Genomic DNA, 13,977 nt, shown 5'->3' with positions numbered 1-13,977 from the left:
GCACGGTGCCCGCCTACCGCTTGCGGCCCAGGGTGGTCAGCGCCGAGCGCAGCACCTGCGACGTGGTCACCGTGCCCTCGCCGGTTTCGCCGAGCACCCGGTCCACCGCCTGCTCGGCCTGCTTCGCCGCGAACCCGAGGCCCACCAGTGCCTCGACCACCTCGCCACGCACCGCGCCACCGGCCACCGGCACCGCGTCGGCTGTCCCCGGCACCGCGTTGACCTTGTCCCGCAGTTCCAGGCTGAGCCGTTCGGCGCCCTTCTTGCCGATGCCGGGCACCTGGGTGAGCACGTTGATGTCGCCGTCGGCGAGCGCCGAGCGCAGCTTGTCCGGGTCGAGCACGGCGAGCGCGGCCAGCGCGAGCCGCGGCCCGATGCCCGACACCGTCTGCAGCAGCACGAACAACTCGCGCGCGTCGGCGTCGGAGAAGCCGAACAGGGTCAGCGAGTCCTCGCGGACCACCAGCGAGGTGTGCAGCCGGATCCGCTCACCCCGGCGCAGCGTGGCCAGCGTGCTCGGCGTGGCCTGCACCGCGAACCCGACCCCGCCCACTTCGACCACCGCGTGGTCGAGCCCGACGGAGAGCACTTCCCCGTGCACCGAAGAGATCATCGTCCCGCCCTCGCATTCTTCTTCGCCGCCTCGGCCAGCCGTGACCGGTGCACCTTCGCCAGTTCGGCCGCCCGCGCCTCGGCCGCGGCCAGCCTGGCGCGCATCGGCTCGCGCCACAGGTGGCAGATCGCCAGCGCGAGCGCGTCGGCGGCGTCCGCCGGTTTCGGTGCCTTCGCCAGCCCGAGCAGCTTGGTCACCATGCCGGTGACCTGCGCCTTGTCCGCCCGTCCCGAGCCGGTGACCGCGGCCTTGACCTCGCTCGGGGTGTGGAAGTGCACCGGCAGCCCGCGCCGGGCGGCGCCGAGCGCCACCACTCCCCCGGCCTGCGCGGTGCCCATCGCGGTGCGCACGTTGTGCTGGCTGAACACCCGCTCGATGGCGACCACCTCGGGCCGGTAGGTGTCGAACCAGGTCTCCACCGCGTCGGCCACGGTGAGCAGCCGGGTGGCCAGGTCCGCGTCCGCCGGGGTGCGCACCACGTCGACCGCGACGCAGCTGACGGTGCGCCCGGCACCCCCGTCCACCACGCCGAGACCGCAGCGGGTCAGGCCGGGGTCCACACCGAGCACACGCACAGGTTCCACTCCTCGCCGAACAACCGTTCGAGGAGCAGGCTACCGGCGACCGGCCCGGTAACCGCCGGGGACGCGCCGGTCAGGGTCCGTCGACCCCGGGTGTCCAGCTCTCCGGGTCACCGCTTTCGGTGAGCACCAGCTGCCAGGTGTCGAAGCCCTCCGGCGCGTCGGGCTCCCACGGCCACTTCCCCTCCGGGGAGGCCACGATGATCTGCACCGCCGGGAAGTCGCCTTCGGGATAGATCAGGAAGGCGCTGCCGAAGAACTCGGGGTAGTGCCCGAGCGCCACCTTCTCGAAGGTGATCGGCACGCCGTCGAAGAAGTCGTCGTAGACCTTGCCGAACTCGAACCGCTCACCGGCGGCGGCGCGGTCGACGTAGGCGTCGAGCAGCACCGGGCCGATGTGCTCGGGCAGGCCCATCACCACCGCCTCGGGCACCTGGTGCATCGCCCAGGCGCAGACGGTGAAGCAGTAGCCGGAGCCCTCTTCGTCGGCGGGCACCTGGATCACCGCGTTGCCGCGGCGTTCGCCTTCGGCGACGATCCAGTCCTGCAGTGCCTGGTCTTCTGGAGCGAGGGCCTCGGTCGTCACGGCGCACATTCTGCCGCATGACCGAGGCCCCGCCCAAGAAGCACTAGCCGACTTCCGCGAGAACCTCGTCGGAGACGTCGAAATTGGCCCACACGTTCTGCACGTCGTCGCAGTCCTCGAGCGCGTCGATCAGCCGGAAGACCTTGCGCGCGCCCTCGGCGTCGAGCGGCACGTTGACCGACGGCACGAAGCTGGCTTCCGCCGACTCGTAGTCGAAACCGGCTTCCTGCAGGGCTTTCCGGACCGCGACCAGGTCGGTGGCCTCGGACACGATCTCGAAGCTCTCGCCGAGGTCGTTGACCTCTTCGGCACCGGCGTCGAGCACCGCCATCAGCACGTCGTCCTCGCCGCTGTCCGCCTTCGGCAGCAGCACCACGCCCTTGCGGTTGAACAGGTACGCCACCGAGCCCGGGTCGGCCAGCGAGCCGTTGTTCCGGGTCAGCGCGGTGCGCACCTCGCTGGCGGCGCGGTTCTTGTTGTCGGTGAGGCATTCGATGAGCACGGCGACGCCGTTCGGCCCGTAGCCCTCGTACATGATGGTCTGCCAGTCGGCGCCGCCCGCCTCCTCACCGGCGCCGCGCTTGCGCGCGCGCTCGATGTTGTCCTGCGGGACCGAGTTCTTCTTCGCCTTCTGGATCGCGTCGAACAGCGTCGGGTTGCCGTCCGGGTCGCCCCCGCCGGTCCGCGCGGCGACCTCGATGTTCTTGATCAGCCTCGCGAACAGCTTGCCACGCTTCGCGTCGAGGGCGGCCTTCTTGTGCTTGGTGGTGGCCCACTTGGAGTGGCCGCTCATCTTTCCTCCATCCGATCCGGCGGCGTGCCGCCGTCCTTATGCCTGCCCACGCACGATCCGCACGAACAGCCGGTGCACGCGCTCGTCACCCGTGAGTTCCGGGTGGAAGGCCGTCGCGAGCACCATCCCCTGCCTGACCGCGACGATCCTAGCTGGCGCGCCGGCGCGGCCGGGATCTTCCGGCACGCTGGCCAGCACCTCGACCCCCTGGCCTGCCTTCTCCACCCAGGGGGCGCGGATGAACACCGCGTGCAGCGGGGCCCCGTCGACCCCGGTGAACTCGAGGTCCTCCTCGAAGGAATCGACCTGCCTGCCGAAGGCGTTGCGGCGCACCACGATGTCCAGCGCGTCGAGCTGGTGCTGGTCGGGGCGGCCGTCGAGGGCCTGGCGGGCGAGCAGGATCATCCCGGCGCACGAGCCGAACGCGGGCAGGCCCGCGCGCAAGCGCTCGCGCAGCGGTTCGAGCAGCTCGAAGGTCTCCAGCAGCCGCGACATCGTGGTGGACTCGCCACCCGGCAGCACCAGACCGTCCACTTCGGACAGCTCGGCGGCGCGGCGCACCGGCACCGCGGTGGCGCCCGCGCGCTCGGTCATCGCCAGGTGCTCGGCCACGTCGCCCTGCAGGGCGAGCACGCCGACCACCGGCCGTGCCTTGGACACGTCAGTTCCCTCCCGACCCGAATTCCGCTGGTCAAGCCTAGGGCCTCGACGAGCGGAGGGCAGCCGGGGGTCGGGCGTTACGGCACGCCGAGCAGCCGCAGGCCCGCCGCCGTGGCGGCCGCGGCGAGCACCACGACGACAAACGGGGCCTTCCGCCACGCCAGCACCCCGCCCACCAGCACCCCGGCGGGCCGGGCGTAGCCGGCGAACTCGGCGCCCTCGATCAGGGCCGAGGTCGCCACCAGCGCGGCGAGCAGGACCACCGCGGCGGTGGCCATCAGCTTCTCGGCTCGTGCGTTCAGCTCGACCTTCGCCCGCAGTGCCGGTCCGGCGAAGCGGAAGGCGAAGGTGCCCGCGCCCAGCACGACGGCGCAGACGACCAGGGTCAGCGGTGAGATGATCACGCGGCCACCTCGCTCTTGCCGGCTTCGGCCTCGGTGCGCACCAGCAGCACCAGCGGCACGCCGAGCAGAGCCAGCAGCACCGGCACCCCGGCGGGCAGGAACGGGGCGGCGGCCACGGCCAGCACCGCGCCGGTGAGCGCCGCGGTGCGCACGCCGCGGTCCTTCAGCGACGGCAGCACCAGCGCGAGCAGCACCGCCGGGAACGCCGCGTCGAGGCCGAACACGTCGGTGTCGGTGATCGCGGTCCCGGCGAACGCGCCGATCACCACGCTCACGTTCCAGACCACGAAGAGGCTGAGCCCGCAGGCCCAGTAGGCCGCGCGGCGGCGTCGCCGATCCTCCTGCGCCAGCGCGAAGGCGACCGTCTCGTCGAGCATCAGGTGGCTGCCGACCAGCCGGCGCACCCAGCTCTTGCCCAGCACGTCCCCGACCGCGAAGCCGAACGGGATGTGCCGCGCGTTCACCAGCAGCCCGGCCACCACCGCCGCGATCGGGTTGCCGCCAGAGGCGACCAGTCCGATGAACAGGAACTGGGACGCGCCCGCGAAGACGACCACCGAAAGCAGCATCGGCACCCAGACCTCGAAGCCGGCGCTCACCGCGATGGCTCCGTACGAAATGCCGACGATGCCGTCGGCGAGGCAGACCAGCGCGATGTCGCGCATCAGTTCCCGGCCCAGGGTTCGCTGTATCGAACGCATCACCGCCTAAGATGAACAGAACCACCGCCTGTTCGTCAAGCCGAACAGAACGACTGACGGAGCGAACACAGATGGCTACCGAAGGCGCCCCACTCGACGTGATCGCCGCGTCACTGAAACGTGAACGCGAGCGCGCCGGGCTGTCCCTGACCGAACTGGCCCGCCTGGCCGGGATCGCCAAGTCGACGCTGTCGCAGCTGGAGTCGGCCACCGGGAACCCGAGCGTGGAGACGCTGTGGGCACTGGGCAAGGCGCTCGACGTGCCGTTCTCCAAGCTGGTCGAGCCGCCGGTGCCCCGGATCCACGTGATCCGCAACGGCGAGGGCATCACGGTGGCCTCCGAAGAGGCCGACTACCTGGCCACCCTGCTGGCGTCCTGCCCACCGCACGCGCGCCGCGACATCTACCTGATCCGCGCCGAGCCGGGCAGCGTGCGCCGCTCGGACCCGCACCGGCCGGGGATCATCGAGCACGTGGTCGTCTGCCACGGCCGCGCACTGGTCGGCATGGCGGGCGAGCCGATCGAGGTGGGCCCGGGCGACTACGTCGCGTACCCCGGCGACGAAGCCCATGTGTTCGAGGCGCTGGAACCGGGCACCACCGTGGTCCTGCTGTCCGAGCACACCTGAGCCTGGCCAGCACGCACGGCTGGCGGGGCGGCGAGGCTGTCCCGCCGGCGGGACCGGGCCGAAACGCCGATTCATTGGTTTCCCGCGGGAAATGCGGTGATGATTCTCCGTCCGGCAAACGCGCGCCGCGCCATCCACGGGTAATGTCGCACATTGCCGATCGGCGAACAATTGTGGAAGGAGTAGCCCGGTGACGACCAGCAGACGGGGGCGAACCATCGAGGGCGCGCAGACCCTGGTGATCATCGTGGCCATTCCCCTTGGCTTGATTCCGCTCATTCGCTGGATCCTCAGCGAGGACCACGGCGGGCTTTTCCGCTGGTTCTTCGGCAGCCTTTCCGGGGTACTGGGTTACGCGGCCCCGATCATCGTGCTGGCCGTGGCCTTCCTCCTCGTCATGCTTCTGGAAGCGGTCAAGAAAAAAGGCGCGTGACCGCTTCGGCAGACGATCCGGTATATGGCGCTCGCCGTGACCACGGCCTCCGCCAAGGGCGCACTCAAGATCGACGGGCGCCGATACCGAAGACCGCTCTCGGGCGGACGGCACCGGCTCTGGCGTTGGGTATGACCAGAGTCGTCCAGTTCGCGGGCATCTTCCTGCTCGTCGCGGGCCTCAGCGGGGCCGTCGACCACCTGGCGGGCCAGCGGCTTCCTGGCGGGGTTCGAGACCTTCGCGAACCTCACCGTGGCCGCCGTCGGCCTGGGCATCGTGGTCCCGGAGCAGCCGGGAAATCAGGGCGCGTAGAACTTGGTGGTCGCCTCGACCGCGGCGGCGACGTGTTCCGGGTCACCACCGGCGGCCAGGTGTGCCTCGCCCCAGGATGCGGCGCTGCGCCGGATGAACTCGCGCGCCTCGGGCGACTTCTCGATCGCCTCGTGGTCGGCGGGCTCGCCACCGGCCAGCAGCTGGGCCAGTGCGAGCAGACGCAGGTCCCAGCCAACGCCACCGGCACCGGGGCCGTAGGTCGGGAAGAGGGGCTCCTCGACAACCGCCGCGTGGATCAGCTCGAATTCGGTGTCCTCGGCCGGACCAGGGGCCAGGCGTACTTCCACCTCGCTCGTGCCGGGCCAGTCGTCGGCCTCCGGGCCGAAGAGCCAGGACACCTTGAGCAACCGCGGCGGCTCGCAGCGGAGGATCTCGCCGTGCTCACCACCGTCCAATTCGAACTTCCCGCCAGGCCGTAGCTCCCCGGTGACCGGTTTCAACCAGCGACGCAGCCGCTCGGGACTGGTCAGGGCGTCCCAGACGTCGTCGATCTGCGCGTCGTAGCGACGCCGAATCTCGATGGTGTAAGCCTCACCGGCGGGCACGCGACCCTTGCCCATCGCCCGGCGCGCGGCGGCCAGTTCGTCCAATGCGTCCTTCATGTCTTCCTTCCCTTCGCACGCTTGCCCCGCGCCAGCTCGGTGCCCAGGGCGTCGAGACGCTGTTCCCACAACCGGCGGAACCGGTCCAGCCACGCGTCAACCTCGCTCAACGGTTCGGGCTCGACGGCGTAGAACCGGCGAGCTCCCTCCGCCCGCACCGACGCGAACCCGCTGTCACGCAGCACGCGCAGATGCTGGGAAACAGCGGGCTGGGAGATGCCGAACTCGGCACGGATCACGTCCGTGATCGCGCCCGAGGTCCGCTCACCGTCGGCGAGCAACTCCAGAATGCGGCGGCGCACCGGGTCGCCCAGGATGTCGAACGCGTGCACAACGCGAACCGTACCAGCCTCGGCTTATATAAGCCAGATCTGGTATCTCGACGGATCGTGTTTTCGCGGTCAGGCCGTGCCCAGCTGGTCGAGCCGCTGCTGGAGACGGTCGGCGTCGTCGTGACGTTCCTGGGCCCGATACAACTCCCGCGCCTCCTGCCACGCGGCGCGTGCCTCGTCGTTCCTGCCGAGTGCGACCTGCGAATCACCCAGGCCGTCGAGCGTGTTGGCGAGTTCGAAGCTGTAGCCGAGCTCCCGGAGCAGCGCGAGCGCGGGCTGGTAGTGGTGCACAGCTTCGTGGTGCCGCCCGGTGTGGTGCGCGATGTAGCCCAGGTTCTCCAGGGCGTACGACTCACCATCGGGATTGTCGTGGCGGCGGTGCAGGATGAGCGCGGCGTCGCAGTGCTCGCGTGCTCGCTCGTACTTCCCGAGCCGGGCGGCGTGCCAGCCCATCTCGTTCAGCGCTTCGGCTTCCCACACCGGGTTGTCCAGGGTGCGGTAGAGCTCCAGCGCCCGCGTGGCGTGCGCCAGCGCCTGTTCGCTGTCCCCGCGCTGTCCCCACGCCCGCGCGAGCATCCGGTGGGTGTGTGCCTGGTTGGTGTGGTCGTGGTGATCGGCCGCCAGCGCCAGGGATTCGTGCAGGTGCTCGACCGCTTCCTCGTGCCGTCCCACCTCGGTGCAGGCGTAACCGAGGGCGCGGTGGGCACGGGTGCGGGCGGCGGGGTCGCCGAGGTGGCGGGCGGCGGCGAGACCGGCGCGCCAGACGGCGAGCCGGTCGTCACCGCGGCCCCGCCGGTCGTGGTAGGTGCCCAGGGTCCAGGCCAGCTGCCAGACCACCTGGTGCCAGCCGCGGGCGGCGGCCGTGTGCTGTGCGGCCAGCAGGCCGGAGTGCTCGGCGTCGAACCAGGCCAGTGCCGCCGCGTAGTCCGGCAGCGCGGCGGGCTGGACCTCCGGTCCCGGCGGATCCAGCTGGACGGGCGGACGATGGGGATCCAGCAGCCGGTCGGCGGAATGGGCGGTGTGCAGGAAGAACTCGACCACCCGGCGCAGCGCCCGCTCCGGCACTTCGGCAGGCAGCCGCTGGTGCGCGGTGTCGGCGGCGTAGCGGCGGATCAGGTCGTGCATGGCGTACCGGCCGTCCCCGTGCCGGTTCAGCAACGACGCGTTCTCCAGTTCCTGCAACAGTTTCCGGGCACGCGGCACCGGGTGGCCGATGAGGCAGGCGGCCGCGGGCAGGGAGATGTTCGCGCCGGGTGCGAGCGCCAGCAACCCGAACGCCGCCTGCTGCTCGCCGGTCAGCCGCTCGTAGGACCAGGACAACGCCGCGGGCAGGCTCGCTGACGGGTCCTCGTCCGACAACGCCGCCAACCCGGCTTCCCACAGCTCTTCGGCGATCTCGGCGAGCGGGGTGCCGGGGTGGATCTTGGCGCGGCCCGCGATGATGCCCAGCGCGAGCGGCAGTCCCCCGCACAGCCTGACCAGTTCCGCCACCGCCGCCGGTTCGGCCGCCAGCCGGTCCGCGCCCACCTGGGCGGCCAGCAGGGCGTGGGCTTCACCGGCGCCGAGCATGTCGAGGGGCAGGTGGTGCGCGTTGTGGCGGGCGACCAGCCCGGTCAGCGTCCGGCGGCTGGTGATCAGCACGGTGGCGGAGTCGCCGCCCGGCAGCAGCGGCACGACCTGCTCGGCGTCGGCGGCGTTGTCCAGCACGATCAGCATCCGCTTCCCGGCGACCAGGCTGCGGTACAGCGCGGTCTGGGCGGGCAGGTCGACCGGGACGCGCCCGGGTTCCACGCCGAGTGCGTCCAGGAATCCGCGCACCGTCACCCCGACCGGTGTCGGTCCGCTGTCCGGGCTGAAACCGCGCAGGTCGGCGAACAGCTGCCCATCGGGGAATTCGGCCAGGTGCTGGTGCGCCCAATGCAGCGCCAGCCAGGTCTTGCCGACACCGCCGCCACCGCCGATCGCCGAAACCACCACCGTTCCACCGGCGGCCGAGGCTTCGTCCACCGCCGCCGAAAGCGCGTCCAGTTCCCGGTTCCGGCCGACGAACACCCCGGGCGGCGCGGGCAGTTGCCGGGGCACCGGCCCATCGGTCGCCGGCTCGGCGGGCAGCACCGCGGCCAGCAGTTCGTCCCGCTCGGCCGGGCGCACGTCCAGCGCCTCGGCCAGCAGCCGGACCGTCGCCACCCGGGGATCGGTCCGCTCGCCGGACTCGAACCTGCGGATCGTGCGCACGCCGACCCCCGACCGCTCCGCCAGCTGGTCCTGCGTCATTCCCGCCCGTCGCCGCAACTGCCGCAACAGCGCGCTGAACCGACCCGTCACCTGGCACCCTTCAGTCCCGATGATCTTCCGGCTTGCCACGCTAGCGCGAAACCTGCCACGAACGGCCGGTTCCCGGCCCTGGACACCGCACTCGGTCCCGCTTGACCCGCCGGGACCGAGTGCGGCGCCTCGCTACGGAATCGACACCGTGCCTGCCCAGTACGGGTTGGGCGCCGGGTCCTTTTCGGCGCGGTATTCGATGTCGAAGCACGTGTTCTTCTTCACCGACCGGCCGAGGTTGTAGGTGCCGTGGCCCTGGATGACCCGCGTGTCGGCGAAGGGTTTCTTGCTGTTGCAATGCACCAGCCGCAGGAACAGCACCTGGTTCCCGCCCCAGCCGATACCGTTCGTGTAGTTGATCGCGATGTCCCCCGTCCGCACCTGCGTGATGTTCACGTTGGCGTGCTTGATCCCGGTGGTCGCGTGCCCGTCGACCTTGAAGCTCGCCGCGGACGCCACTCCCGGCGCCAGCAGGCCGAGGCCCATCACGGCGCTCGTCGCGGCGACGGTGGCCACGACCCTGTTCCACTTCGTGCTTGCCATTGCTCTCTCCTTCGTCGGATTTCCCGGAAAACTCGTCAGGGCACGTCGGGCGGCCGGGTTTCGAACCACTGGCCGTGATCGACACCGGCGGCGCCCCGCACACACCGCACGACCGGGTTGCCGCCGGGGTCGGCGACGCAGGTCCACAGGTCGCTGAGCCCGACCGGCCCGGTTCGCTCACCGGGCGGGACGGCGGCGTACTCGGCCATCACGCGGTAGGCCCGCGAGCAGGCCACCACCCCGCTCGGCGACGGCATGGCGATCAACGTGTGGACCCGGCCTTCGCCGACTTCGACCGGACCGCAGACCACGGGCACGGTACCCGCCGAGGCCGTGCCGAAGGTTCCGCACGCCGCCAGGACGATCGCCGCTCCCGCCAGTGAGCCGATTTGTGCCTTCACGCTCCTGTCCCTCCTCTCGCGGGCCCCGTTCGGGCCGTGCTCACAGCATTGGCAGCAGCCGGAACAGCAGGCAACGGTGAGTAACGGGTCCGTACACGGTCCGTACGGACCCGCACGAACTCGTACAGGCGGCGTCGTCCCCCGATCCGGTCATCGCCACCGGTTCCGAGGACGTCGCGCAGGTGGGTGCTGGACCGTGGGGTCATGTCCGGCGCGCTGGTGGGCGACCACAACATCGATCTGGCCGAGGTCGGCTCGATCGCCGCTTTCGGCGAGGTGCTGACGCGGCTGAAGGAGCGGTCGGGCCGCTCGCTGAGCCAGCTGGCGAGCGCGACGGCCGAGTCCGGGGCGCACGGGCTGAGCCGGAGCACGCTCAACGGCTACTTCAAGGGCAGGCACCTGCCGCAGCAGGGCGTGGGCCGGGAGTTCCGGCTGCTCCTGCGTGAACTCGGGGTGACCGACGACGAGCAGTGGTGGGCGACCGTGGAGCGGCTCCGCCACCGGGCGCGAAACGGCGGCCGGAAGGCGGACAACCCGTATCCGGGGTTGCGTTCGTTCGACACCGCGGACGCCGCGCGCTTCTTCGGCCGGGCGGCGCTGACCGAACGCCTCGCCGGCGAGGTCGCCGCGCGTACCGGGGAGCCGGTCGTCGTGGTGGGACCGTCCGGCGCCGGGAAGTCTTCGCTGCTGCGGGCGGGGTTGCTGCCGGGGCAGATCGAGGCCGGACGGCTGCCGACCGTGGTCACCCCGGGGCAGTCATCACCGGCGGAACTCGCCGGAGCCGCCAGGACCGGAGACCGCTGTCTGCTCGTGGTGGACCAGCTGGAGGAGATCTTCGCGGCCGGGATCGACGACGCCGACCGGTGCGCCTTCCTCGCCGCCGTGTGGTCGGTGGCCGAAGTCGCTCCCGTGGTGCTGGGGCTGCGCGCCGACTTCTACGGGCACGCGTTGCGGAGTCCGGAACTGGCGGCGGCGTTGCAGCGCGGTCAGGTCGTGGTCGGCCCGATGACCGAACCCGAACTGCGAGCGGCGATCGTCGAGCCCTCGCGCGGCGCCGGGATGGAGGTCGACGGCGGGCTGGTCGAACTGCTCATCCGCGAGGTGACCCCTGGCGTGCCCGGTGAGGCGGGCGCCGCGCACGAACAGGGCGCGCTGCCACTGCTTTCGCACACCCTGCGGGCCACCTTCGACGCCGCCACGGCGCGTGGCGGGCGGACGCTCGGCATCGACGACTACCGCTCGGTGGGCGGTATCCGGCACGCCATCGCCGACACCGCCGAAGCCGCCTACGCCAGCCTGGGCCCGGATGCGCAGCGGGCGGTCCGGCAGCTGTTCCTGCGGCTGGTGCACGCCGGTGAGACCGCGGCCGACACCCGCCGCCGCGTCGATCGTGACGAACTGGCCGGTGACCGTCCCGACGCCGAGGCCGAGCGGATCGACGACATCCTGGACACCTTCATCGCGCACCGGCTGCTGACCGCCGACGACACTTCGGTGCAGATCAGTCACGAGGCGCTGCTTCAGGCCTGGCCGCGGCTACGCGGCTGGCTCGACGACGACCGCGCGGGCCGCCAAGTACACCGGCGGCTGACGCTGGCCGCCCGCGCCTGGCGGGACCACGGGCGCACCGACGACGACCTTTACCAAGGCGGCACCCTCGCCGCCGCGCACACCTGGGCCGAGGAACACCGGGACGAACTCAACCCGCTCGAACGGGAGTTCCTCGACGCCGGTGCCCGCAGGCGTGACGCCGCCGACGCGGCCGCGCGCCGCCGTGTCCGGCGCCGGTACCAGCTCACCAGCGCCGCCGTGGTGCTGGCCGTGCTCGCGGCGAGCGCATTGTTCTACGCCTGGCGCACGCAGGACGCGGCCGAGCGGAACGGGCAACTCGCGCTGTCCCGCGACCTCGCGGTCAAGGCGGAGCGGCTGCGCGAATCCGACCCGGCGCTGGCCGCGCAACTCGCCGTCATCGCCTACCGCGGCGCGCCCACCGCCGAGGCGCGCTCGGCGGTGCTGGACTCGGCGGCGCGCCCCCTCCCCGCCCGGCACTTCGGCGCCGGCGATTCCACCCACGTGGTGGCGGCCACGCCGTCGGTGCTGGCCACCGGCGCGGACGACGCCACGATCGCGCTGTGGCGGGCCGGGCAGCCCGTGGCGGCGGGCCCGCCGCTGTCCGTGGGCAGCCGCCCCGCGGCCATCACGATCAGCTCCGACAGCCGCCTGCTGGCCGCGGTCGGGGAGAACGGCACCGTCCGGGTGTGGGACATCAGCGATCTCGCCGCCCCCGCCGAGCTGGCGACCATGGCCGGTCCGCGCGGGAACGTGGCGTCGGTGGCGATCTCCCCGGACGGCCGGACCGTGGCCGCGGGCGGCGCCGACGCCAAGGTCCACCTGTGGGACCTCGCCGATCCCGCCGGGCACACCGTGCTCGACGGTCCCGGCGAAGCCGTCACCAGTGTCGCGTTCGCCCCGGACGGGCGGATGCTGGCCGCGGGCAGCCGGGACCGCGCCGTGCACCGCTACGCCCTCACCGACCCGGCCGGACCGCGACCGCTCCCGGCCCTGCGCGGCCCGGCCGGTCAGGTGTTCTCCGTGGCGATCTCCCCGGACAGCCGCGTCCTCGCCGCCGGCACCAGCACCGACCGGGCCGTGCACCTGTGGGACGTCAGTGATCCCGTCCACGCGAAACCGCTCGGCGCGCTCACCGGACCGGCCAGCTGGGTGACCTTCATCGACTTCAGCCCGGCGGGTGACCGGATCATCGGCGCCAGTTCGGACCGCAAGCTCTGGGAATGGGACGTCGAGACCCGCGAGGTCCACCGCACCCTGCCGCATCCCGGCGTGCTCACCACCGCGATCTACGTGGACCAGCACACGGCCGTGACCCTCGCCGAGGACGGCATCACCCGTACGTGGAAGATTCCGGGGCCCGTCATCGACGACCTCGGTGACACGGTGTTCGCGGTGGACTTCACCAGCACGGGGAACACGCTCGCGGTCGGCCCGGGCGGCCAGGACAACCGGATCCACCTCTACGACGCCTCGGTACCCGAGCGCCCCGAACGCCTCGGCACTCCCCTCTCTCCCGCTGGCGGCTTGGGGAAGCTCAGCGGTCCCCTCGCGATCAGCCCGGACGACACACTGCTCGCGGCGGGCACCGGGACCGGTGGCATCCACCTTTGGGACATCAGCGATCCCGCCAGCCCGAGGCAGCTCGCGGGCACGGCTGTCGCCGATTCGACCGTGGCCTGGCTGGAGTTCCGGTCCACCGGCCGCGGGCTCGTCGTGGCGTCGAAGGACGGCACCGCCACGTTGCTCGACCTCAGCACCCCTGCCCGCCCGGTCCGCACGGCGACGATGCGGGAGTCCGGCAGCGCGCTCAACGAGGCCCGGTTCAGCCCGGACGGCAGGCTGCTCGTGACGAGCAGCGACGACGGCAACGCCTACCTCTACAACGTCACCGACGGCACCGGCCCGCGCCTGGTCGCGACCCTGCCCACCGGGGACGCCGCGACGTCGGCCGCGTTCAGCCGCGACGGCGCGCTGCTGGCCGTCGGGGCCGCCACGGACGACAACGTCCACCTGTGGGACGTCAGCGGCGAGCCGAAGCCGCTCGGCGAGTCGCTCGACGGGCCGGTCGCCGACCTGCACCAGCTGAGCTTCCACCCCGGACGCGACGAGCTCGCGGCCGCGGGGATCGACGGCACGGTGTGGTTGTGGGACCTCACCGATCCGGCCGAACCCGCGCACACGGGCACCGTCGCCGCGTCGGCCGACGCGGCGATCTCGGTGGCCCACAACCACGACGGCACGTTGCTCGCCGGCGGCAACCGGGACGGCTCCGTCCGCCTGTGGCGCAGCGACCCGGAAGCAGGCGTCCGCTGGCTTTGCGCGGCCACCGGGGCCGGGATCACGCCCGCCGAATGGGCGCAGTTCCTGCCCGGCACGGCCTACGCGCCACCGTGCGTTCAGTAGGTGCTCGGCAACCACGTGACCGGCGGTGGCCGAGCTGATCGAGTGGGCACGCGCGGTCGCTAGGCT

Annotated in this window: 15 protein-coding genes; 3 read left to right on the top strand and 12 right to left on the bottom strand. The window is 72.0% G+C overall.

The annotated features are described in order from the left end of the window. Positions 1–13: 13 nt before the first annotated feature. The 7 genes from ruvA to A4R43_RS04375 all read right to left on the bottom strand — a co-directional run bounded on the left by ruvA (position 14) and on the right by A4R43_RS04375 (position 4,338). Positions 14–613 (bottom strand): Holliday junction branch migration protein RuvA, encoded by a 600-nt coding sequence (ruvA, locus tag A4R43_RS04405; protein ID WP_113691112.1) that lies wholly within the window; start codon positions 611–613, stop codon positions 14–16. Then, on the bottom strand, positions 610–1,188 hold the full coding sequence (gene ruvC / locus A4R43_RS04400; RefSeq protein ID WP_113691111.1) for a crossover junction endodeoxyribonuclease RuvC: 579 nt from the start codon (positions 1,186–1,188) through the stop codon (positions 610–612). Before ruvC ends, ruvA begins: the two co-directional genes overlap by 4 nt. Positions 1,189–1,267: 79 nt before the next feature. Continuing rightward, positions 1,268–1,789 carry a DUF4262 domain-containing protein gene (locus A4R43_RS04395; RefSeq protein WP_113691110.1) on the bottom strand — a complete coding sequence of 174 codons (522 nt, stop codon included), beginning with the start codon at positions 1,787–1,789 and terminating at the stop codon, positions 1,268–1,270. Between the two features lie 34 nt (positions 1,790–1,823). Continuing rightward, on the bottom strand, positions 1,824–2,573 hold the full coding sequence (locus tag A4R43_RS04390; RefSeq protein WP_113691109.1) for a YebC/PmpR family DNA-binding transcriptional regulator: 750 nt from the start codon (positions 2,571–2,573) through the stop codon (positions 1,824–1,826). Positions 2,574–2,609: 36 nt separating this feature from the next. Beyond that, positions 2,610–3,167 carry a pyridoxal 5'-phosphate synthase glutaminase subunit PdxT gene (pdxT, locus tag A4R43_RS04385; protein ID WP_236809433.1) on the bottom strand — a complete coding sequence of 186 codons (558 nt, stop codon included), beginning with the start codon at positions 3,165–3,167 and terminating at the stop codon, positions 2,610–2,612. Positions 3,168–3,310: 143 nt separating this feature from the next. After that, positions 3,311–3,631, bottom strand: coding sequence for an AzlD domain-containing protein (locus A4R43_RS04380; protein WP_205215417.1), 321 nt, complete (start codon positions 3,629–3,631; stop codon positions 3,311–3,313). Positions 3,632–3,633: 2 nt separating this feature from the next. After that, positions 3,634–4,338 (bottom strand): AzlC family ABC transporter permease, encoded by a 705-nt coding sequence (locus A4R43_RS04375; protein ID WP_113691108.1) that lies wholly within the window; start codon positions 4,336–4,338, stop codon positions 3,634–3,636. Positions 4,339–4,409: 71 nt separating this feature from the next. Between A4R43_RS04375 and A4R43_RS04370 the strand changes: the two genes are divergently transcribed. After that, a complete protein-coding gene (locus tag A4R43_RS04370; RefSeq protein WP_113691107.1) occupies positions 4,410–4,967 on the top strand; it encodes a helix-turn-helix domain-containing protein in 558 nt (185 codons plus the stop codon). A gap of 190 nt (positions 4,968–5,157) precedes the next feature. After that, entirely contained in the window at positions 5,158–5,400 is a 243-nt protein-coding gene (locus tag A4R43_RS04365; protein WP_113691106.1) for a hypothetical protein, read from the top strand. 299 nt (positions 5,401–5,699) lie between these two features. Here A4R43_RS04365 and A4R43_RS04360 read toward each other — a convergent pair whose 3' ends face one another. From A4R43_RS04360 to A4R43_RS04340, 5 genes are all read right to left on the bottom strand, one after another. Further along, entirely contained in the window at positions 5,700–6,335 is a 636-nt protein-coding gene (locus tag A4R43_RS04360) for an SRPBCC domain-containing protein (RefSeq protein ID WP_236808764.1), read from the bottom strand. After that, a complete protein-coding gene (locus tag A4R43_RS04355) occupies positions 6,332–6,667 on the bottom strand; it encodes an ArsR/SmtB family transcription factor (RefSeq protein WP_113691105.1) in 336 nt (111 codons plus the stop codon). The genes A4R43_RS04360 and A4R43_RS04355 overlap by 4 nt, the downstream gene beginning before the upstream one ends. A gap of 69 nt (positions 6,668–6,736) precedes the next feature. After that, positions 6,737–8,992 carry an ATP-binding protein gene (locus A4R43_RS04350; protein ID WP_162788314.1) on the bottom strand — a complete coding sequence of 752 codons (2,256 nt, stop codon included), beginning with the start codon at positions 8,990–8,992 and terminating at the stop codon, positions 6,737–6,739. 132 nt (positions 8,993–9,124) lie between these two features. Further along, positions 9,125–9,535, bottom strand: coding sequence for a hypothetical protein (locus A4R43_RS04345; RefSeq protein ID WP_113691103.1), 411 nt, complete (start codon positions 9,533–9,535; stop codon positions 9,125–9,127). Between the two features lie 35 nt (positions 9,536–9,570). Continuing rightward, on the bottom strand, positions 9,571–9,936 hold the full coding sequence (locus A4R43_RS04340; RefSeq protein ID WP_113691102.1) for a hypothetical protein: 366 nt from the start codon (positions 9,934–9,936) through the stop codon (positions 9,571–9,573). Positions 9,937–10,140: 204 nt separating this feature from the next. Here A4R43_RS04340 and A4R43_RS04335 point away from each other — a divergent pair, with 204 nt between their 5' ends. Further along, on the top strand, positions 10,141–13,911 hold the full coding sequence (locus A4R43_RS04335; RefSeq protein WP_162788313.1) for an nSTAND1 domain-containing NTPase: 3,771 nt from the start codon (positions 10,141–10,143) through the stop codon (positions 13,909–13,911). Positions 13,912–13,977: the final 66 nt, after the last annotated feature.

Source organism: Amycolatopsis albispora, from assembly GCF_003312875.1.
Lineage (GTDB): Bacteria > Actinomycetota > Actinomycetes > Mycobacteriales > Pseudonocardiaceae > Amycolatopsis > Amycolatopsis albispora.
The sequence above is the reverse complement of the archived record's forward strand: the minus strand, read 5'-3'. Positions and strand labels throughout refer to the sequence as shown.